A 20496-nucleotide genomic window follows, 5' to 3' on the forward strand; every position below is an offset into this window, starting at 1 on the left:
TATGCCGAAGAACAAGTCGCACAGCGGTGCCAGCAAGCGCTTCAAGATCACCGGCTCCGGCAAGGTGCTCCGTGAGCGCGCCGGCAAGCGCCACCTGCTCGAGCACAAGTCGTCCCGCGTGACGCGCCGCCTCACCGGCAACGCCGAGATGGCCCCGGGCGACGCCGCGAAGATCAAGAAGCTTCTCGGCAAGTGACGTCGGGCGCGTGAACACGCGCCCGAGCTCAGACCGGGACCCCATCGATTCCGGGTCGTGTGAGTCCAACCACGGCCCCGCTACAAGGAGTTAAACAAGTGGCACGCGTCAAGCGGGCAGTCAACGCCCACAAGAAGCGCCGGGCGATCCTCGAGGCGGCCTCCGGCTACCGCGGTCAGCGTTCGCGCCTGTACCGCAAGGCCAAGGAGCAGGTCACCCACTCGCTGGTCTACAACTACAACGACCGCAAGAAGCGCAAGGGCGACTTCCGTCGGCTGTGGATCCAGCGCATCAACGCGGCTGCCCGCGCCAACGGCATCACGTACAACCGCTTCATCCAGGGCCTGAACGCCGCGAACATCGAGGTCGACCGCAAGATCCTCGCCGAGCTGGCCGTGAACGACGCCACCGCGTTCGCCGCGCTGGTCGAGGTCGCGCAGAAGGCCCTCCCGGCGGATGTGAACGCGCCCAAGGCCGCGTGACGCTGCGCCGGCTCTGAGCCGACGTGACTGGACCCGCAGGTTTTCCTGACCTGCGGGTCCTTTGCTGCTCACGTTCTGGCCGTCGTTCGGGGGCGGACCGTGGTGGGCTGATCGCGCAGTTCCCCGCGCCCCTGAAAGCCCCTTACCGAAGGTGAACGAGTACATGTCCTCCGCCAGCCCCGAGCTGATCTCCCCCCGTTCCCCCCGTGTCTCGGCCGCCCGGCGGCTCGCCCGGCGGAACTTCCGGGGGAAGGAGCGGCTGTTCCTCGCGGAGGGACCGCAGGCCGTGCGGGAGGCGGCCGCGCACCGGGCCGGGGGCGAGGCGACCCTCGTGGAGCTGTTCACCACCGTCGAGGCCGCCGAACGGTACGCCGACATCCTCGGCGAGGCCCGCGCCGCAGGCGCCCGCGTGCACCTCGCCGCCGAACAGGTCATCGAGGACGTCTCCACCACCGTCACCCCGCAAGGGCTGGTCGGGATCTGCCGGTTCCTGGACACGCCCTTCGAGGAGATCCTCGCCGCCCGGCCCAAGCTCGTCGCCGTCCTGGCCCATGTGCGCGACCCCGGCAACGCCGGCACCGTCCTGCGGTGCGCCGACGCCGCGGGCGCCGACGCCGTCGTACTGACCGACGCCTCCGTCGACCTCTACAACCCCAAGGCCGTCCGCGCCTCCGTCGGCTCCCTCTTCCACCTCCCCGTGGCGACCGGGGTCCCCGTCGAGCGGGCCGTGGCCGGGCTGAAGGACGCCGGGGTCCGGATCCTCGCCGCCGACGGCGCCGGGGACGACGACCTCGACGACGAGTTGGACAAGAAGACGATGGGCGGCCCCACGGCCTGGGTGTTCGGCAACGAGGCCTGGGGGCTCCCCGAGGAGACGCGGGACCTCGCGGACGCCGTCGTACGGGTCCCGATCCACGGGAAGGCCGAAAGCCTGAACCTCGCGACCGCCGCCGCCGTATGTCTCTACGCATCGGCCCGTGCACAGCGCGCCTCCGGAGGGTGCCGCTCCGTCACCGTCAGCTAGTAGGGTGACCAGCTCGGGGGCCCCTCAGCCGTCTGAGAGGTGGGGTACGGGGAATGAGCGTCGGCATGAGCGGTACACGGGATGCGCGCATCGCGCCCGACGGCTCCGCGCCCCGGCCGGCCGGTGACCTCGCCGGCCTCGGCATCGACCCCGACGACCTGCCCGACGGGCTGGTCGTCGCCGACGAACACGGCCACGTCGTCTGCTTCAACGCCGCCGCCCAGCGCATCACCGCCGTCCGCGCCGAGGACGCCCTCGGCGGGCGGCTCGACAAGGCGCTGCCGCTGGAGGACCTCGAAGGCCGCCGCTGGTGGCAGCTGACCGACCCCTACGGGGGCCTCGCCATCCGCGTCGGCCAGCCCGAGCGCAATCTGCTGCTGCCGGGCGGACGCGAAGTGCTCGTCTCGGTGCGCTACGTCCGCACCGAACCCACCGGACCCGTCCGCCGGGTCGTCGTCTCGCTCCGCGACACCGAGGCCCGTCGCCGCACCGAACGCAGCCACGCCGAGCTGATCGCCACCGTCGCCCACGAGCTGCGCTCGCCCCTGACGTCGGTGAAGGGCTTCACCGCCACCCTGCTCGCCAAGTGGTCGCGGTTCACCGACGACCAGAAGCGGCTGATGCTGGAGACCGTCGACGCCGACGCGGACCGGGTCACCCGCCTCATCGCCGAACTGCTCGACATCTCCCGCATCGACTCCGGGCGGCTGGAGGTGCGCCGCCAGCCCGTCGACATGGGCGCGGCCGTGGGACGGCACATCCAGGCGTACGTGGCCGCCGGACAGCCCGCCGACCGGTTCCTGCTGCGCCTCGAACAGCCGCTGCCCGCCCTGTGGGCCGACCCCGACAAGGTCGACCAGGTCCTCAGCAACCTCCTCGAAAATGCGGTGCGGCACGGCGAGGGAACCGTCACCATTGACATCACGCCCGCCGCGTCCCCCCGTGAAGGGGAGGAAACCGGCACATCGGTCACGGTGAGCGACGAGGGCGCAGGCATCCCGGAGGAATCCATGAACCGTGTCTTCACCCGCTTCTGGCGGGGCAGCAAGCGCGGCGGCACCGGCCTCGGGCTGTACATCGTCAAGGGCATCGTCGAAGCCCACGGCGGCGTCATCACGGTCGGCCGCGCCCCGGGCGGCGGCGCCGAGTTCCGATTTACGTTGCCCGTGAGCGCCCCGGCATATCTCAGCTGAACCGGCCGGGCGGCCCGCGGGCGCATGCGTACACCTCCACCCCGTTAGACTCGGCCTTTGGCACCCTTGTGTCCCATGGACGGCCCTCTGACCTCTGCGTGAGTCGGTGACGGGGACCTTCAGCCTGGGGATACCTCCCAGCGGTAGCTGGGGGACAATCGGAAGCACGGGAAGAGATGTCGGCACCGAACAAGTCGTACGACCCGGTAGAGGTCGAGGCCCTGAAACCGGAAGAGATCGAGCGCATGCGGGACGGCGCGCTCGCCGCCTTCGCCGCAGCGAGCTCCCTCGACGCGCTCCAGGAGGCCAAGGTCGCCCACACCGGCGGCACATCCCCGCTGGCCCTGGCCAACCGCGAGATCGGCGCGCTGCCCCCGCACGCCAAGGCGGCCGCCGGCAAGCTGGTCGGCCAGGCACGGGGCGCCGTGAACAAGGCCCTCGCCGCCCGTCAGGAGGAGCTGGAGGCCGAGCGCGACCAGCGGGTGCTGGTCGAGGAGGCGGTGGACGTCACCCTGCCGTACGACCGTGTACCGGCCGGCGCCCGCCACCCGCTCACCACCCTGTCGGAGCGCATCGAGGACGTCTTCGTGGCCATGGGCTACGAGGTCGCCGAAGGCCCGCAGGTCGAGGCGGAGTGGTTCAACTTCGACGCCCTCAACATCGGCCCGGACCACCCGGCCCGCGGCGAGGCCGACACGTTCTTCGTGCAGGGACCGCAGGGCGGCACCGAGTCCGGCGTCGTACTGCGCACCCACACCTCGCCGGTCCAGATCCGCTCGCTGCTCGGCCGTGAACTGCCGGTGTACGTGATCTGCCCCGGCCGCGTGTACCGCACCGACGAGCTCGACGCGACGCACACCCCCGTCTTCCACCAGGTCGAACTGCTGGCCGTGGACGAGGGCCTGACCATGGCCGACCTCAAGGGCACCCTGGACCACATGGTCCAGTCGCTGTTCGGCGAGGGCATGAAGACCCGGCTGCGGCCGAACTTCTTCCCGTTCACCGAGCCGTCCGCCGAGATGGACATGGTCTGCTACGTCTGCCGCGGCGAGTCCGTGGGCAACCCCGACCGCCCCTGCCGCACCTGCTCCAGCGAGGGCTGGATCGAGCTCGGCGGCTGCGGCATGGTCAACCCCAAGGTGCTGGCCGCCTGCGGCGTCGACCCGGAGAAGTACAGCGGGTTCGCCTTCGGGTTCGGCATCGAGCGGATGCTGATGTTCCGCCACAACGTCGAAGACATGCGAGACATGGTCGAGGGTGACGTCCGGTTCACCCGGCCGTTCGGGATGGAGATCTGATGCGGGTCCCGCTTTCCTGGCTGCGGGAGTACGTCGACCTGCCGGCCACCGAGACCGGCCGTGACGTGCAGGCCAAGCTGGTGTCGGCCGGCCTCGAGGTCGAGACGGTCGAGCACCTCGGAGCCGACCTCAAGGGCCCGCTCGTCGTGGGCCAGGTGCTCACCATCGAGGAGCTCGAAGGCTTCAAGAAGCCGATCCGCTTCTGCACCGTCGACGTCGGCACCGCCAACGGCACCGGCGAGCCGCAGGAGATCGTCTGCGGCGCCCGCAACTTCGCCGTCGGCGACAAGGTCGTGGTGGTCCTCCCGGGCGCCGTCCTGCCCGGCAACTTCGCCATCGCCGCACGCAAGACCTACGGCAAGACGTCCCACGGCATGATCTGCTCCGGCGACGAGCTGGGCATGGGCGACGACGGCAGCCACGGCATCATCGTGCTGCCGCCGGAGACCGAGGTCGGCAAGGACGCGATCGAGCTGCTGGAGCTGGTCGACGAGGTCCTCGACATCGCCGTCACCGCCAACCGCGGCGACTGCCTGTCCATCCGCGGTGTCGCCCGCGAGGCCGCCATCGCCTACGGTCTGTCGCTGCGCGACCCGGCGCTGATCGACGTGCCGGCGCCGAACGCCTTCGGCTACCCGGTGCAGATCTCCGAGCCGATGGGCTGCGACCGCTTCACCGCCCGCACCGTCACCGGTCTGAGCCCCGAGGCACGCTCCCCGATCTGGCTGTCGCGCCGGCTCCAGAAGGTCGGCATGCGCCCGATCTCGCTGGCCGTCGACATCACCAACTACGTGATGATGGAACTCGGCCAGCCGCTGCACGCCTACGACCGTTCGCTGGTCCAGGGCACCATCGGTGTGCGCCGGGCCAATGAAGGCGAGCGGATCGTCACCCTCGACGGGGTGACGCGCGAGCTGCACGCCGAGGACCTGGTGATCACCGACGACCGCGGGCCCATCGGCCTCGCCGGCGTCATGGGCGGCGCGAACACCGAGATCGCCGACCACGACAGCGTGGAGAGCCTGACGACCGACGTGGTCATCGAGGCCGCCCACTTCGACGCGGTGTCGGTCGCGCGGACGGCCCGCCGCCACAAGCTGTCCTCCGAGGCGTCCAAGCGCTTCGAGCGCGGCGTCGACCCGCAGGCCGCGGCGGCCGCCGCGCAGCGCACGGTCGACCTGCTGGTACTGCTCGCCGGCGGCACGGCCGACGCGGGCGTCACGGAGATCATCGCCCCGTCCGCCCCGCACACGATCAGCGTCCCGGCCGACCACCCGGACAAGGTCGCGGGAGTGGAGTACGGGCGTGAGACCGTCGTCCGCCGCCTCCAGGAGATCGGCTGCGACGTGTACGGGCAGGACGAGCTGATCGTCACCGTCCCGTCCTGGCGGCCCGACCTCGCCGAGGCCAACGACCTGGCGGAGGAGGTCATCCGGCTGGAGGGCTACGAGAGCCTGCCCTCCACGCTGCCCAAGCCGCCCTCCGGCCGCGGTCTCACCCACCGCCAGCGTCTGCACCGCCGCGTCGGCCGCGCGCTGGCCGGGGCCGGCTACGTCGAGGCGCCGAACTACCCGTTCATCGGAGAGCAGGTCTTCGACCAGCTCGGCCTGGCCGCCGACGACCCGGCCCGCCGGGTCGTGAAGCTCACCAACCCGCTCAACGACGAGGAGCCCGCACTCCGTACGTCGCTGCTGCCGGGGCTGCTGGCCGCCCTGCGGCGCAACGACGGCCGTGGCTCCCACGACCTGGCGCTGTTCGAGACCGGCCTGGTGTTCCTCCCCCAGGAGGAGCAGCGCGTCGCCGGGCACCTGCCCGTCGACCGCCGCCCCACCGACGAGGAGATCGCGGCCCTGGACGCCGTGCTCCCCGCGCAGCCGCGCCACGTCGCCGCCGTCCTCGCGGGCGCCCGCGAGCAGGCCGGCTGGTGGGGCAAGGGCCGTCCCGCGGACTGGGCCGACGCGGTCGAGGCGGCGCGTACCGTCGCCCACGAGGCCGGGGCCGAACTGACCGTCCGCAGCGGCCAGTACGGGCCGTGGCACCCGGGCCGGTGCGCCGAACTGGTCGTCGTCGTCGACGGCGCCGAGCGCGTCGTGGGCCACGCGGGCGAGCTGCACCCGCGGGTGCTGAAGGCACTGGGGCTGCCCTCGCGGACCTCCGCGATGGAGCTGGACCTCGATGTCCTGGAGCAGGTCGGCGACGACACACCCCAGGCGCCGCGCATCTCCGCGTTCCCGGTCGCCACGCAGGACGTCGCCCTCGTCGTCGACGCGTTCGTGCCGCACGCCGAGGTCGAGGCGGCGCTGCGCGAGGGCGCGGGCGAACTGCTGGAGGGCATCCGGCTGTTCGACGTGTACGAGAACGCGGAGCAGCTCGGTGACGGGCGCAAGTCGCTCGCGTACGCGCTGCGTTTTCGCGCGAGCGATCGGACGCTGACCGTGGACGAGGCGTCGGCCGCACGGGACGCCGCGGTTGCCCTCGCGGGCGAGCGGACGGGAGCGGTGCTGCGCGGCTGACGCCGGTGGCGCAGGCCCCCGCCGCCCGCCCACGGGCAGCGGCGGCTGCGCCCCTGCGCCCGGGATGTTGTGGGTCGGCTGCGGGTCCGCTGTGGCCGGTCGCGCAGTTCCCCGCGCCCCTTGGGGTGCGGGGCTGTGCCCCTGAGCCCGGGGTGAGGCCGCGTGTTGGCTGCGGGCCCGCCGTGGCCGGTCGCGCAGTTCCCCGCGCCCCTGCATCCGGGTTGAGGTTGTGGGTCGGGGGGCGGAGCCGCCCGGGGTGCAGGGGGCGAAGCCCCCGCACCCCGGGGGCGCGGGGAACTGCGCGACCAGCCCCCACGGACCCGCACTCGAAGTCGGCTGAACCCGCGGAGCCGCAGTCGGCTGAACCCGCGGAGCCGAAGTCGGCTGAACCCGCGGAGCGACACCGCCGGGCCGTCGTTCATGAGGGGGAGCCGACGGCCCGGCGAACCTCTTGCGAGGTATTCCAGTCAAGCGGTCGGAAACGCTCCGCGACAGCGCGCGCACGCTGCGGATGCGCGTACTTCGTTCACACCCCGTGTGAAGACGGACCCACTAGTGTCTTACGGGACCGAGGTACCGGGGGGGGGCACCCAATGCAGCCCAACTCTCTGCTCGACGCGATCCTGGACGAGGCGGGCGTCTCGCACGCGGGCCTCGCCGCCCACGTCAACCAGGCCGGACGCACCCGCGGACTCGCGCTGCGGTACGAGCACACGGCGGTGGCCCGGTGGCTGAAGGGCCAGCGCCCGCGGGGCCAGGTGCCCGACCTGATCTGCGAGGTGCTCGCGGTACGGCTGCACCGCCCGGTCACCCTCGACGACATCGGTCTCGGCGTGCCGGGCGAGCCGTCCAGCCCGCACGGCACCTCGCTCTCCGGCTTCGTCGAGCGAGCCACCGCCCTGTGGCGCTCCGACGAGCAGCAGCGCCCGCACCTCCTCGGAGCGCCCGCCCTCACCGGCACGCCGGCCGTGATGCCGGTGTGGGAGTGGGAGAACCCGCCGGAGGACGTCGACGTCTCGCGGGGCGGCCGGCATCCCGTCACCTCGGCCGACATCGAGATGCTGCGGTCCGCCCGCGCCCACTACGAGCAGATGTACCGCAAGGCGGGCGGCATCGCGACCCGCAGCCGGATCGTCGGCTTCCTCAACGCGGAGGCGGCGCCCCTGCTGCGCGGCAGCTACACGGACGAGAGAGGCCGGCAACTGCACCGCGCGACCGGCGGGTTGGTCGCGGTCGCCGGGATCTGCGCTTATGACTCGGACGCGCACGGCCTGGCCCAGCGCTACTTCCACCAGGCGCTCAGACTGGCAAAGGCCAGTGGCGACCGGGGACTCGGGGCGTACGTCATAGCGCTGCTCGTCAACCAGTCGCTGTTCATGCGGGAGTACCGGCAGGCCGTCGCCTTCGCGGAGGCCGCGCTGCGGGCGGCGGGACGCCACATCACGCCCGCCCTCTCCTCCGATCTGTACGCGATGCAGGCGAAGGCGTACGCCCACCTCGGCGACGGCACGAGTGCCCTGTCGTCCATCCGGCGTGCCGAGACGGCCGCCGATCACATCCGGCGCGGACACGAGCCCGACGAGACCGGCTATGTCCAGCCGGGGCTGGTCAACGTCCAGGTGGCGGAGGCACTGCTGTGTCTCGGTGACCTCACCGCCGCCGCCGAGCATGCCGCGGCCGCCGTAGACACGCCGGCGCACGACCGGGGGCGCGTGCACCGGCTCGCCATGCTCAGCACGATCGAACTGCGCCGGGGCAACACCGACAAGGCGGTGGTCACCGCGGTCCGGATGGCCGAGCAGGCCCGGGGGATGGAGTCCCAGCGTCTGCGCGACAGACTCCGGGCGGTGCGCGAGCACCTGGCGCGCAGCGGCTGCGCGGGAACGGCCGAGGCCGCCGAACTCATCGACGGGGCACTGCGCGTACCGCTGTAGGCGGCAGGCCGCGGTGTCGGGCACGAACACCGGCCAGGGCACCGGCACAACGGCACAGGCGCCGGTCATGGCACGGGCACAACAACACCGGCACGGGCACGACAACACCGGCACGACAACTCCGGCGGCTACGCGGACGCTGCATAGTTCCTGCTGCGATATTGCCACTCACTCGACGGAAGGTGGCAGAACCGTGCAGTGGACGAAACAGAACGAGCAAACTGTGTACGAAAACCGCTGGTTCAGCGTCAACCTGGCAGATGTGGAGCTGCCGGACGGCCGGCACCTCGACCACTTCCTCATACGGCTGAGGCCGGTCGCGGTGGCGACGGTCGTGAACGACGACAACGAGGTGCTCCTGCTGTGGCGCCACCGCTTCATCACCGACAGCTGGGGGTGGGAGCTCGCGGCGGGCGTCGTCGAGGACGGCGAGGACGTCGCGCGCGCGGCCGCCAGAGAACTCGAGGAGGAGACCGGCTGGCGGCCGGGGCCGTTGCACCACCTCATGAGCGTGGAGCCGTCGAACGGGCTCACCGACGCCGTCCACCACATCTACTGGTCGCACGACGGCGAGTACGTCGGACACCCGGTCGACGACTTCGAGTCGGACCGCAGGGAATGGGTCGCGCTCGAACTCGTTCCCGGCATGGTCGCCCGGGGGGAGGTCCCCGCCGCCAACATGGCGGCCGCGCTGATGCTGCTGCACCACCTCAGGAACCCCAAGGCCTAGCGGGCGCCGGCCGGGGTGCGCAGCTCGTCGAGTGCCGAGGGGAGAAGCGTGCGGGCGGGCGGGTACGGCCCGAGCGCACACGGTGCGTGGACGTCTCGGGCCCGGCGCTCCGAGGAGCACCGGGCCCGAGAGGAACACCGCCGGTGTCAGTACGTCAGTACGTGTAGAAGCCCGAGCCGGTCTTGCGGCCCAGCCGGCCCGCGTCCACCATGCGCTGGAGCAGCGGGGGAGCGGCGTACAGCGGTTCCTTGTACTCGTCGTACATGCTCTGCGCCACCGAGGCGACCGTGTCCAGGCCGATCAGGTCGGACAGCTTCAGCGGGCCCATCGGGTGGGCGCAGCCCATCTCCATGCCGTTGTCGATGTCCTCGCGGCTGGCGATGCCCGTCTCGAACATCCGGATCGCGGAGAGCAGGTAGGGGATCAGCAGCGCGTTGACCACGAAGCCGGACCGGTCCTGGGCGCGGATCGCGTGCTTGCCCAGTACCTTCTCGGCGAACAGCTGGGCCCGGCCGAGCGTGCCCTCGGAGGTGGTCAGCGCCGGGATCAGCTCGACCAGCTGCTGCACCGGAGCCGGGTTGAAGAAGTGGACGCCCACGACGTGGTCGGGCCGCGAGGTGGCGACCGCCAGCTTCACCAGCGGGATGGAGGAGGTGTTGGAGGCGAGGATCGCGTCCGGGCGGGTCACGACCTGGTCGAGGACCTGGAAGATCTCGGTCTTCACCTGCTCGTTCTCGACCACGGCCTCGATCACCAGGTCGCGGTCGGCGAACTCGCCGAGATCGGTGGTGAAGCTGAGGCGCGCGAGCGCCGTGTCCCGCTCCTCCTCGGAGATCTTGCCGCGTTCGGCGGCCTTGGCCAGGGAGTTCAACAGCCGGGTACGGCCGATCTCCAGGGCCTCGCCGGTGGTCTCGGCGACCTTGACGTCAAGACCGGCGCGGGCGCAGACCTCCGCGATGCCCGCCCCCATCTGGCCGCAGCCCACCACTCCGACCCGTGAGAGATCTCCCGCTGGGGTGCCCGTCACATCGTCCCTTTCGCCGCGCTGACTCTGATGGCCGGTGCAGATCCGCCGGGTTGCGGCCGCCCTGCTCCGATCGTGCACGTTACTAGCAAGTATCGATGATCGATCGCCGGGGTGGGGGCATGCTGGGCCCCGAAACGATCCGTGACCGAGCGGATCCGCGGAGTAGGTGGGATGTGTGCGATGGGGCGACTGACACGGCGGGCGTTCGCGCTGGCAGCGCTGTCGGCGTTCACCACGACGGGCGCGGCGGCCGCTCCCGTGAGGGAGCGGCGGGCGGCGACGGAGATGCGGGGGATGTGGCTGGCGACCGTCGGCAACCGCGACTGGCCCTCCCGCCCCGGGCTGACCGCCGCCGCGCAGCGCGCCGAGCTGATCGGCCTTCTCGACCTGGCGGTGAGCCGGCGGCTCAACACGGTGATCTTCCAGGTGCGGCCCACGGCCGACGCGCTCTGGCCCTCCCCGTACGAGCCCTGGTCGCAGGTGCTCACCGGCACCCAGGGGAAGTCGCCGGGCTGGGACCCGCTGGGCACGGCCGTCGAGGAAGCGCATGCGCGAAAACTGCAACTGCACGCCTGGTTCAACCCGTACCGGGTCGCGACCCACGGCGACCCCGCGAAGCTCGTCGCCTCCCACCCGGCGCGCAAGCACCCGCGGTGGGTGGTCCCGTTCGGCGGGAAGCTCTACTACAACCCGGGCCTGCCCGAGGTCCGCGCCTTCGTCCAGGACGCGATCCTCGACGCCGTCAAGAAGTACCCCCTGGACGCCGTGCACTTCGACGACTACTTCTATCCGTACCCGGTGGCCGGCCTGACCTTCGACGACGAGGCCGCGTACGACGCGCACGGCGGCGCCTTCTCCAGCAGGGCCGCCTGGCGGCGCGACAACGTCGACAGGCTGGTGCTGGAGACGGCCGCCCGGATCAAGGCCGTGCGCCCGGCCACCCAGTTCGGGATCAGCCCCTTCGGGGTGTGGCGCAACGCCTCCACGGACTCACGCGGCTCGGACACCAGGGCGCTCCAGTCGTACGACGACATTTACGCGGACAGCCGCAAGTGGGTGCGGAAGGGCTGGATCGACTACGTCGTCCCGCAGCTCTACTGGAACATCGGACTGTCGGCGGCCGACTACGCCAAACTCGTGCCCTGGTGGGCCGGGGTGGCGAAGGGCAGCCGCACCCGTCTCTACCTCGGCGAGGCCCTGTACCGGGCGGGCGATCCGACGCAGTCCGCGGCCTGGCAGGCCCCTGGTGAACTGTCGGACCACCTCGATCTGGCCGCCGCCCATCCGCAGGTGCGCGGGCATGTCTTCTTCGCCGCCAAGGACGTGCGGACGGACCGGATCGGGGCGATGGCGCGGGTGGTCGCCGACCACTACCGGCAGCGGGCGGACCCCCCGCGCTGATCTGTTCCTACCGCTGTTCTTCGGCCATCCTGTGCCGGATCTCGGTGTCCGGGCCGGGCGAGCAGACGCCCACGTGCCCGTCCGTGAAGCGGACGCGGTACGGGGGATTCCCTCTCTGGCCGAGTACTTCGACGATCACGCCGACCTTGTCGTGTTGCCCGACCACCCTGCCGTGCTGGACAAGCTGGTCGCCCGTGGTTGCGCGCATCTGCGAGGCCTCCTCACCGGGTTCGGGAGCGGTGGTGCCTTCCGTCGTGGCTAGCCGCGGGCCCGCTGGGTGACGGTGATGCAGACGAGCACGGCGGCAGCCGTCAGCGGAGCGGCGGGCGTGAGGTGCTCGCCCAGCAGCAGCACCGACCACACCAGTGTGAGCAGGGGCTGCGCCAACTGCAACTGGCTGGCCCTGGGAATGCCGATGGCGGCCATACCCCGGTACCAGACGACCAGGCCGAGGAACTGCGATCCGGCCGCCACCCACAGCAGCCCGGCCACGCTGTGCGCGGTCAGCTGGACGGGCTCGTGGGCCAGGGCGAGCCCGGCGGCGGGCACGGTGAGCGGCAGGCAGAACACCAGGGCCCAGCCGATGACCTGCCAGCCGGGCATGACCCGGGCCAGCCGGCCCCCCTCGGTGTAGCCGGCCGCGCACACCAGCAGCGCCCCGAACAGATACAGGTCGGCGCCGGTCAGGGCCCCGCCGCTCTGCTGCACGGTGAACGCCGCCACCGCGGCGGCGCCGGCCAGCGCGGCCGCCCAGAAGGTGCGGGAGGGGCGGGTCCCCATGCGCAGGGCGGACAGCAGCGCGGTCGTGAGCGGGAGCAGGCCGACCACCACGGCGGCGTGCGCGGTGGTGGACGTGCGCAGCGCGAGCGTGGTGAGCAGCGGGAAGCCGACGACGACCCCGGCGGCCACGACGGCGAGTCCCGCCCAGTGCCGCCGGGCGGGCGGCGGAACACGCAGGACGAGCAGGCACGCACCCGCGATCAACGCGGCCAGGACACTGCGCACGGCGACCAGCGCCCAGGGACCGAACCCCTCCAGACCCCAGGCGGTCGCGGGGAAGGTGAGGGAGAAGGCCACGACACCCAGGGCGGCCATGAGGGTGCCGAGGCCACCCGTCCGCGGGAGGGCGGCCGGGGTGCCGACCGCTATCGCGGGCTGCGCAGTAGCGCTACTCTGTGTCTTCATGCAAGAGCGTAGCAGCGTGAGTGAGCTGGCAGATCAGCTGCGGCGGGAGTTCGACCGCTACTCTCCGGGTGGAAAGCTTCCGTCGAGCCGAACCCTGGTCGAACGGTTCCGGGTGAGCCCCGTGACCGTCTCCCGGGCGCTGGCGCAGCTCGCCGCCGAGGGGCTGGTGGTCACCCGGCCCGGTGCGGGCGCCTTCCGGGCCCGGCCCTCGTCCGCCGCGGCCGCCCCCGTCGGCGACACCTCCTGGCAGGAGGTCGCACTGAGCGCGGACGGCGCCGCCGACCTCGTCCCGCGCTCGGTGGACGCGGCCGGCGTCACCGTCTCGCTGGCGGCCCCGCCCCCCGGTGTGATCGAGTTCAACGGCGGGTATCTGCACCCCTCCTTGCAGCCTGAGCGGGCGATGGCCGCGGCCCTGGCCCGGGCCGGGCGGCGGCCCGGAGCGTGGGGCCGGCCGCCCATGGAGGGCCTGCCCGAGCTGCGCGAGTGGTTCGCGCGGGCCATCGGCGGCTCCCTCACCGCGGCCGAGGTGCTGGTCGGCGGAGGCGGTCAGGCCTCCCTCACCACCGCCCTGCGTGCCCTCGCCCCGCCCGGCGCACCCGTCCTCGTCGAGTCGCCCACCTACCCGGGCATGCTCGCGATCGCCCGGGCGGCGGGGCTGCGACCGGTACCGGTCCCCGTCGACCCGGACGGGGTCAGGCCCGAGCTGCTCGCCGACGCGTTCCGGGCGACCGGCGCCCGGGTCTTCGTCTGCCAGCCGCTGTTCCAGAACCCGACCGGCGCGGTGCTCGCGGCGGACCGTCGCGCGCAGGTGCTGCGCATCGCGCGGGAGGCGGGCGCGTTCGTGATCGAGGACGACTTCGTGCGGCGGCTCGCGCACGAGGACGCCGGACAGCTGCCCCGCCCGCTCGTCGCCGACGACCCCGACGGCGTCGTCGTGCACGTCGGCTCGCTGACCAAGGCGACCTCGCCGAGCTTCCGGGTCAGCGCCCTGGCCGCCCGCGGCCCGGTGCTGGAACGCCTGCGCGCCATCCAGGTCGTCGACTCCTTCTTCGTGCCCCGGCCGCTTCAGGAAGCCGCCCTCGAACTCGTCGGATCGCCCGCCTGGCCCCGTCATCTGCGGGCCGTCGCAGCCGCGTTGAAGGCCCGGCGGGACGCGATGACCGCGGCACTGCGGCTGAGGCTGCCCGAACTCGCCCTCCCGCACATCCCGTCCGGCGGTTACCACCTGTGGCTGCGGCTGCCCGACGGCGCCGCGGGCGCCCTCGGGTCGTTCGGCTCGGGGGGAGAGAGCGCGTTCACGGCCGCGGCCCTGCGCGCGGGCGTCGCCCTCACCCCGGGCCGCCCCTACTTCAGCGCCGAACCGCCCGCCGCCCATGTGCGGTTGAGCTTCGCGGCCGTCGGCGGGACGGAGGAGATCGCGGAGGGGGTGCGCCGGCTGCGGTCCGCGTGCGACGAGGTGTTCCCCGCAAACCGTTCGACATGACGAGGGAGGTCTTGTGAGGATCCGGCCATGAACGCCATCGACGCCACCCCACCCCTCGCCGAGGGCTACGAGATCTCCGCCGACACCGCCCGGATCGACGTCGACCGGGTCCACCACTGGCTCTCCACGGACGCGTACTGGGCGGTCGGACGCGAGCGGGAGAAGCAGGAACGGGCGATCGCCGGTTCGCTGAACTTCGGCGTCTACGACACGGCCTCGGGCGAGCAGGTCGCCTACGCGCGGGTCGTGACCGACCTCGCGGACTTCGCATGGCTGTGCGATGTGTACGTGGACCGGTCCGCACGCGGCAAGGGCGTCGGGACCGCTCTCGTCGCCGCCGTCCGCGACCACCTGCGGCCCTACCGGCTGCGTCGCATCCTGCTCGCCACGCACGACGCGCACGGCGTCTACGAGCAGGTCGGCTTCGAGGCACTGGAGAAGCCGGACCAGTGGATGGCGCTCATCTTCGCGAAGGCCCGGTCGGTGTGAGCGGGGAGCTGGTTATCTGGGGACTTGTCCGGCAGATCCCGACCCGCCGGTAGGTTTTCTTCCGGCCGTGGCCCGACACCCCTTGACCTGCCCAGGAGTGCGGCTCACCATCACCGCATGCCACTAAGGGTCACGTTCGTCGCCGCCGCTCGCAGCTCCGCGCTGCTCGCGGAACGCTTCGAGGACGACCGGCCGCTGGACCAGGAAGGCTGGGGTGAGGTGTTGCAGGTGGCCGACGCCCTGCTGCCCCTCGCGGCCGCCGAGCTGCGCTACTGCTCGCCCACCCCGCGCAGCCGTGCCACCGGGGACGCGCTCGGCTACGCCCCGCTGGTGCAGCTCGCTCTGCGGGACTGTGACATGGGCCGCTGGCGCGGTCTCACGCTGGGCGAGGCGATGGCCCGCGAACCGGAAGCCGTGGACGCCTGGCTGTCCGATCCGCTCGCCACCCCGCACGGTGGGGAGTCGCTGTTCGCGTTCATCACCCGGGTCGCCGGCTGGCTCGACACCCGCCCGGTGGGCGACGGCGGCCGGATCGTCGCCGTCGCCGAGCCGAGCGTGATCCGTGCGGCCCTGGTGTACGCGCTGAAGGCGCCGCCCGCGACGTACTGGAACATCGACGTCCGCCCGCTGTCGACGACCACCGTCACGGGCCGGGCCGGCCGCTGGAACCTCCGCCTCGAAGGGGCCTCGGCTCAGCCCACCCGTGCGTAGTCGGTGGTGAGCAGCAGGTTCTTGGCGGGGCCCGCCACCCGCCAGACCGTCCGCCAGTGGTCCGGGTCCCGGACGGTGAACTCTCCCCGGTAGAGATCCGCGGAGCAGGGATGGTCGGCCACGTGCCGCCCGGTCGTCAGGCTCAGGTCGTGGAAGGGGCGGCCGTCGGCGAACCGTACGTCCGCGGTGCCGGGCGTCGGCCCGGGCAGGAAGCGCAGGGTGCGCTCGGCGGGCCGGGGGACGCCGAGCCAGACGAACGTGCCGGACTCCCGGTGCAGCAGGCCGCCCTCGTCCAGCGGGCTGAACACTGTCACGCCCTTGAAGCGGCCCTCCTCGGCGCTGCCCAGGTCCCGCACCGACCGCTCCACTCGCCAGCTCCCCGCCAGGTACGCCAGCACGTCCGGTACTGGCCGGAACTCGCTCATCGGGTGCCGCCCCTCGTCACATCCGTCGCCGTGGGCCCCATTGACGCGTCCCGGCCTCCTCCCTATCTTGCCGTTCGAAGTGCTGATCGCCGTTCTGTATATCGAACATTCGATAGTCCACTGACATACAACTCGCATCACTGAGCCGCGGAGTTATCCATGTCACGCAGCACCACCGGCACCACCCGCACGCGCTGGAGAATCGGCCTCTGCGCCACCGCCCTGCTGACGGCCGCGGGCCTCGTCCCCGCCCCGGCGCACGCCGAGGCCGTGACCGACTACGCCGTCACCGTCGATCCCACCGCCAAGGGCGCGAAGATCGACGACACGATGTACGGCGTCTTCTTCGAGGACATCAACCGGGCGGCCGACGGCGGACTGTACGCCGAACTCGTGCAGAACCGGTCCTTCGAGTACTCCACCGTCGACAACAGGTCGTACACCCCGCTGACCTCCTGGGCGGTCGACGGCACCGCACGGGTCCTGGACGACGCCGGCCGTCTCAACGACCGCAACCGCACCTACCTCTCCCTGGGTGCGGGGTCGTCCGTGACGAACTCCGGTTACAACACCGGGATCAGGGTCGAGCAGGGCAAGAAGTACGACTTCTCGGTGTGGGCCCGCGCGGAGGGCGGCAGCGCCCTCACGGTGAGCCTCCAGGACGCCGGTGGCTCCCTGGCCACCGCCCGCCAGGTCACCGTGCGCAAGGGAGGCTGGGCGCGGTACCGCGCGACCTTCACGGCGGCCCGCACCAGCAGTGACGGCCGACTGACGGTCGCCTCCCCGGCCGGGGCCGCCCTCGACATGCTGTCGCTGTTCCCCCGTGACACCTACCGGCACGAGCCCAACGGGCTGCGCAAGGACCTCGCCGAGAAGATCGCCGCCCTGCACCCGGGCTTCGTGCGCTTCCCCGGCGGCTGTCTGGTGAACACCGGCTCGATGCAGGACTACAGCGAGGCCTCCGGCTGGCAGCGCGCCCGCTCCTACCAGTGGAAGGACACCGTCGGCCCCGTCGAGGAACGGGCCGTCAACTCCAACTTCTGGGGCTACAACCAGAGTTACGGCCTCGGCTACTACGAGTACTTCCGCTTCGCCGAGGACGTCGGCGCGATGCCGCTGCCCGTCGTGCCGGCCCTGGTGACCGGCTGCGGCCAGAACAGGGCCGTCGTCGACGACGCGCTCCTCAAGCGGCACATCCAGGACACCCTGGACCTCATCGAGTTCGCCAACGGCCCCGTCACGTCGACGTGGGGCAGGAAGCGCGCCCAGATGGGCCACCCCGCACCCTTCCGCCTCACGCACCTCGAGGTCGGCAACGAGGAGAACCTGCCCGCCGAGTTCTTCGCCCGCTTCGAGCAGTTCCGCGCCGCGATCGAGGCGAAGTATCCGGACGTCACCGTCATCTCCAACTCCGGTCCTGACGACTCGGGTCCGACCTTCGACACGGCCTGGCAGCTCAACCGGGACGCGGACGTCGCGATGGTCGACGAGCACTACTACAACAGCCCGCAGTGGTTCCTCCAGAACAACGACCGCTACGACTCCTACGACCGGGGCGGCCCCAAGGTCTTCCTCGGCGAGTACGCCTCCCAGGGCAACGCCTTCAAGAACGGTCTCGCCGAAGCGGCCTACATGACCGGCCTGGAGCGCAACGCCGACGTCGTGAAACTCGCCTCCTACGCGCCGCTGTTCGCGAACGAGGACTATGTGCAGTGGCGCCCGGACCTGGTGTGGTTCAACAACCACGCCTCCTGGAACTCGGCCAACTACGAGGTCCAGAAGCTGTTCATGACCAATGTCGGCGACCGGGTGGTGCCCTCGGCGGCCACCGGAACGCCGTCCCTCCAGGGCCCTGTCACCGGAGCCGTCGGCCTGTCGACCTGGGCCACCAGCGCGGCCTACGACGACGTGACGGTGACCGGCGCCGACGGCGGCACGCTGCTGGGCGACGACTTCTCCGGCGACGCCTCGCAGTGGACGCACACGGGTGGCGGCAGCTGGTCACTCCAGGAAGGGCAGTACGTGCAGACCGACACCGCCGCCGAGAACACCATGGTCTCGGCCGGTGACACCGCCTGGCACGACTACGACCTGCGGGTGAAGGCCACCAAGAAGTCCGGCAAGGAGGGCTTCCTGGTCGCCTTCGGAGTCAAGGACACCGGCAACTACTACTGGTGGAACCTGGGCGGCTGGAACAACACCCAGTCCGCCGTCGAGCAGGCCGTGGACGGCGGCAAGTCGACGCTGATCTCCAAGGCCGGCTCCGTCGAGACGGGCCGCACCTACGACATCGACGTCAAGATCCGTGGCCGCCAGGTCACCCTCTACCTCGACGGCCAGGAGTGGGGCAGCTTCACCGACGACAAGCCGGCCGAGCCGTTCCGCCAGGTGGTCACCGAGGATCGCAAGACCGGCGATCTGATCGTCAAGGTCGTCAACGCCCAGTCCTCGGACGCCCGTACGGCGATCGACCTCGGCGGCGCCAGGGTCGCGTCCCGGGCGAAGGTGACCACGCTGGCCGCCGCGCCGGACGCGGTCAACACGGAGACCGGGACCGCGGTCGCGCCCGTGACCTCCACCTTCACCGGAGTCGCCGGCCGGTTCACCTACACCTTCCCGGCGAACTCGATCACCTTCCTGCGGATCAGGCAGCGATAACGGCTCGCGACGGGCGTGGGCGGCCCCGCTCACGCCCGCCCGCTGACCGGTGGTCCCGTCACCGCTGTTGTCGCCGACGACCATTGCGATGTGGGACATGAGGCTGGTGTCTGTGGCGCCATGCCGGTGCGCAACCGCGTTGACAGCGAACCGGGTCGTTTCTACGGGATGGTGAGCAGGATGCGGCCGTGGCCACCGCCGGCGTCGACGTGGTCGTGGGCCTTGACGATGTCGTCCAGCGGGTATCGGTCGCGGACGTCGACGGTGAGGGCGCCGACGGCGGCTGCGGAGGTGAGGTCGCGGGCTGCCTGACGCTTGGTTTCGGCAGGGAAGTCGTCGCTGCCGAGCAGCCGCAGGGTGACGTTGTTGAACAGCAAGGGCCAGAAGGGGATCTCGGTGCGGTCCGCGCGGGTGGCGTAGGCGGCGATGACGGCGTTGTTGGCGGCGACGGCGTTGTCGAGACCGGCGTTGTCGGACAGCGCGACCTCGATGATCCGGTCGACGCCCCGCGGCGCGTACGAGCGGATGGCGGCGGCGGGGTCGCCGGTATCCAGGGCGACGGCGTGGGAGACGAGGGCCGCGTCGACGCGGCTGAGGTCCGCGGTTCGGCGGACGGTCGCGATCACGGTCGCGCCGGCCCAGTGGGCGAGCTGGGCGGCCAGGGAGCCGACGCCGCCGAGAACTCCGTGGACCAGGACCAGTTGGCCGTCGACCGGGCCGTCGGCGAAGACGGTGCGGTGGGCGGTGATGCCGGGGATGCCGAGGCTCGCCCCCAGCTCGTCACTCAGATGATCTGGCAGAGGTGCGGCTTGGTGGTCAGGTACGACGGTGTACTGGGCGGCTGTGCCGAAGGGGCGGTAGGACTGGGCGCCGTATACCCAGACCCGCTGTCCGACGCGGTGGACGTCGACTTCGGCGCCCACCGCGTCGATGACTCCGGCGGCGTCGCTGTGCGGGATCACCCGCGGGAAGGGCATGGACGAGCCGAGCCAGCCGCGCCGTTTCTTGGTGTCGCCGGGGTTGACGCCCGAGACGGTGACGCGGACGCGGACCTCGCCGGGGCCGGGGACGGGATCAGGGAGTTCACCGACGTGCAGGACATCGGCGGCGGGTCCCTGGTCGTCGTACCAGGAAGCAAGCATGGGGGTACCTCCGTGGGCGGTCAGCTCGCGGGAGCGGCGGGCGCATGCGGATCGCTGTCGGTGCATGCGGTGTCGAATACGGGCGCCTTCTCCCCGAGGGCCTCGCGCAGCCAGGTCCGTTCGGCGCGACTGGTGGCGCGGGCGGTGAGCAGCATGCCCCGCCGGTAGGGGTCGGCGATTTCCTCGGCGGGCAGGGGCCGCTCGTTGTCGTAGAAGAAACTCGCCGGTTCTTCCAGGAACTCCAGCCGTCTGCGCAGCACCGCGTGCCGTTCGGCCACGTCGGGCAGGTGGGAGAGGAAGGCCAGGACGACGTAGAACCGGGTGAAGTCGGTGATCTCGTGGTCGGCGGGCTTGCGCAGACGCTGAAGCATGTCGGCCCGCCCGGCCGCAGTCAGGCTGAGCACGTACCGGGCCGCCCCCGCGGCCGGGTCGGCGCGTCGCTCGATCAAGCCCGCCCTGGTCAGACGATTGATCGCCGGATACAGGCTGCCGTCACTGACCGGCCGCGTATAGCCGGTCAGCTGTGAGACGCGGCGACGCAGCTCGTGTCCAGGCAGGGGTCCCTCGGCGAGGAAGCCGACTATCGCGAGTTCCAGCATGAGGCC

At 71.7% G+C, this 20496-nt stretch carries 19 protein-coding genes; 13 read left to right on the top strand and 6 right to left on the bottom strand.

The window, feature by feature from the left end:
- Position 1: 1 nt before the first annotated feature.
- From rpmI to OHS71_RS32850, 8 genes are all read left to right on the top strand, one after another.
- A complete protein-coding gene (gene rpmI, locus OHS71_RS32815; protein ID WP_003977225.1) occupies positions 2 to 196 on the top strand; it encodes a 50S ribosomal protein L35 in 195 nt (64 codons plus the stop codon).
- 98 nt (positions 197 to 294) lie between these two features.
- On the top strand, positions 295 to 678 hold the full coding sequence (gene rplT / locus OHS71_RS32820) for a 50S ribosomal protein L20 (RefSeq protein WP_020132316.1): 384 nt from the start codon (positions 295 to 297) through the stop codon (positions 676 to 678).
- Between the two features lie 163 nt (positions 679 to 841).
- Positions 842 to 1702: a TrmH family RNA methyltransferase gene (locus tag OHS71_RS32825; RefSeq protein WP_328482944.1), complete on the top strand. Its 861-nt coding sequence runs from the start codon at positions 842 to 844 to the stop codon at positions 1700 to 1702.
- Positions 1703 to 1755: 53 nt separating this feature from the next.
- Complete coding sequence (locus tag OHS71_RS32830; RefSeq protein WP_328482945.1) at positions 1756 to 2895, top strand: sensor histidine kinase; 1140 nt, start codon at positions 1756 to 1758, stop codon at positions 2893 to 2895.
- A 176-nt stretch (positions 2896 to 3071) separates the two neighbouring features.
- Positions 3072 to 4193 carry a phenylalanine--tRNA ligase subunit alpha gene (gene pheS / locus OHS71_RS32835; RefSeq protein ID WP_328482946.1) on the top strand — a complete coding sequence of 374 codons (1122 nt, stop codon included), beginning with the start codon at positions 3072 to 3074 and terminating at the stop codon, positions 4191 to 4193.
- Positions 4193 to 6706, top strand: a complete 2514-nt coding sequence (gene pheT, locus OHS71_RS32840; protein ID WP_328482947.1) for a phenylalanine--tRNA ligase subunit beta — start codon at positions 4193 to 4195, stop codon at positions 6704 to 6706. The genes pheS and pheT overlap by 1 nt, the downstream gene beginning before the upstream one ends.
- Before the next feature lie 593 nt (positions 6707 to 7299).
- Positions 7300 to 8640: a transcriptional regulator gene (locus tag OHS71_RS32845; RefSeq protein WP_328482948.1), complete on the top strand. Its 1341-nt coding sequence runs from the start codon at positions 7300 to 7302 to the stop codon at positions 8638 to 8640.
- Between the two features lie 193 nt (positions 8641 to 8833).
- A complete protein-coding gene (locus tag OHS71_RS32850; RefSeq protein ID WP_328482949.1) occupies positions 8834 to 9370 on the top strand; it encodes an NUDIX hydrolase in 537 nt (178 codons plus the stop codon).
- A 154-nt stretch (positions 9371 to 9524) separates the two neighbouring features.
- Here OHS71_RS32850 and OHS71_RS32855 read toward each other — a convergent pair whose 3' ends face one another.
- Positions 9525 to 10397 (bottom strand): 3-hydroxybutyryl-CoA dehydrogenase, encoded by an 873-nt coding sequence (locus OHS71_RS32855; RefSeq protein WP_328482950.1) that lies wholly within the window; start codon positions 10395 to 10397, stop codon positions 9525 to 9527.
- A gap of 180 nt (positions 10398 to 10577) precedes the next feature.
- Between OHS71_RS32855 and OHS71_RS32860 the strand changes: the two genes are divergently transcribed.
- On the top strand, positions 10578 to 11798 hold the full coding sequence (locus OHS71_RS32860) for a glycoside hydrolase family 10 protein (protein WP_328482951.1): 1221 nt from the start codon (positions 10578 to 10580) through the stop codon (positions 11796 to 11798).
- Positions 11799 to 11805: 7 nt separating this feature from the next.
- On the opposite strand, the gene OHS71_RS32865 is transcribed toward OHS71_RS32860, so the two are convergent.
- Together OHS71_RS32865 and OHS71_RS32870 are read right to left on the bottom strand one after the other, a co-directional pair.
- Positions 11806 to 12006, bottom strand: coding sequence for a DUF1918 domain-containing protein (locus OHS71_RS32865; protein WP_328482952.1), 201 nt, complete (start codon positions 12004 to 12006; stop codon positions 11806 to 11808).
- Positions 12007 to 12056: 50 nt separating this feature from the next.
- Positions 12057 to 12983, bottom strand: coding sequence for a DMT family transporter (locus tag OHS71_RS32870; protein ID WP_328482953.1), 927 nt, complete (start codon positions 12981 to 12983; stop codon positions 12057 to 12059).
- On the opposite strand from OHS71_RS32870, the gene OHS71_RS32875 reads away from it, so the two are divergent.
- The 3 genes from OHS71_RS32875 (at position 12982) to OHS71_RS32885 (ending at position 15666) form a co-directional block, all read left to right on the top strand.
- Positions 12982 to 14466, top strand: coding sequence for an aminotransferase-like domain-containing protein (locus tag OHS71_RS32875; protein WP_328482954.1), 1485 nt, complete (start codon positions 12982 to 12984; stop codon positions 14464 to 14466). The two genes, OHS71_RS32870 and OHS71_RS32875, sit on opposite strands and share 2 nt — an antisense overlap.
- Before the next feature lie 27 nt (positions 14467 to 14493).
- Complete coding sequence (locus OHS71_RS32880; RefSeq protein ID WP_443047113.1) at positions 14494 to 14955, top strand: GNAT family N-acetyltransferase; 462 nt, start codon at positions 14494 to 14496, stop codon at positions 14953 to 14955.
- Positions 14956 to 15072: 117 nt separating this feature from the next.
- A complete protein-coding gene (locus tag OHS71_RS32885) occupies positions 15073 to 15666 on the top strand; it encodes a histidine phosphatase family protein (RefSeq protein ID WP_328482955.1) in 594 nt (197 codons plus the stop codon).
- On the opposite strand, the gene OHS71_RS32890 is transcribed toward OHS71_RS32885, so the two are convergent.
- Positions 15648 to 16091: a DUF6314 family protein gene (locus OHS71_RS32890; RefSeq protein WP_328482956.1), complete on the bottom strand. Its 444-nt coding sequence runs from the start codon at positions 16089 to 16091 to the stop codon at positions 15648 to 15650. The two genes, OHS71_RS32885 and OHS71_RS32890, sit on opposite strands and share 19 nt — an antisense overlap.
- A 159-nt stretch (positions 16092 to 16250) precedes the next feature.
- On the opposite strand from OHS71_RS32890, the gene OHS71_RS32895 reads away from it, so the two are divergent.
- The gene (locus OHS71_RS32895; RefSeq protein ID WP_328482957.1) at positions 16251 to 18749 is read left to right on the top strand and encodes an alpha-L-arabinofuranosidase C-terminal domain-containing protein; all 2499 of its coding nucleotides are present in this window, start codon (positions 16251 to 16253) and stop codon (positions 18747 to 18749) included.
- A 161-nt stretch (positions 18750 to 18910) separates the two neighbouring features.
- Here the strand turns inward: OHS71_RS32895 and OHS71_RS32900 are convergent, their stop codons facing one another.
- Complete coding sequence (locus OHS71_RS32900; protein ID WP_328482958.1) at positions 18911 to 19891, bottom strand: NADPH:quinone reductase; 981 nt, start codon at positions 19889 to 19891, stop codon at positions 18911 to 18913.
- 20 nt (positions 19892 to 19911) lie between these two features.
- Positions 19912 to 20490, bottom strand: a complete 579-nt coding sequence (locus OHS71_RS32905; protein WP_328482959.1) for a PadR family transcriptional regulator — start codon at positions 20488 to 20490, stop codon at positions 19912 to 19914.
- Between the last annotated feature and the right edge of the window lie 6 nt (positions 20491 to 20496).

The organism is Streptomyces sp. NBC_00377 (assembly GCF_036075115.1).
Taxonomy (GTDB): Bacteria; Actinomycetota; Actinomycetes; order Streptomycetales; family Streptomycetaceae; genus Streptomyces.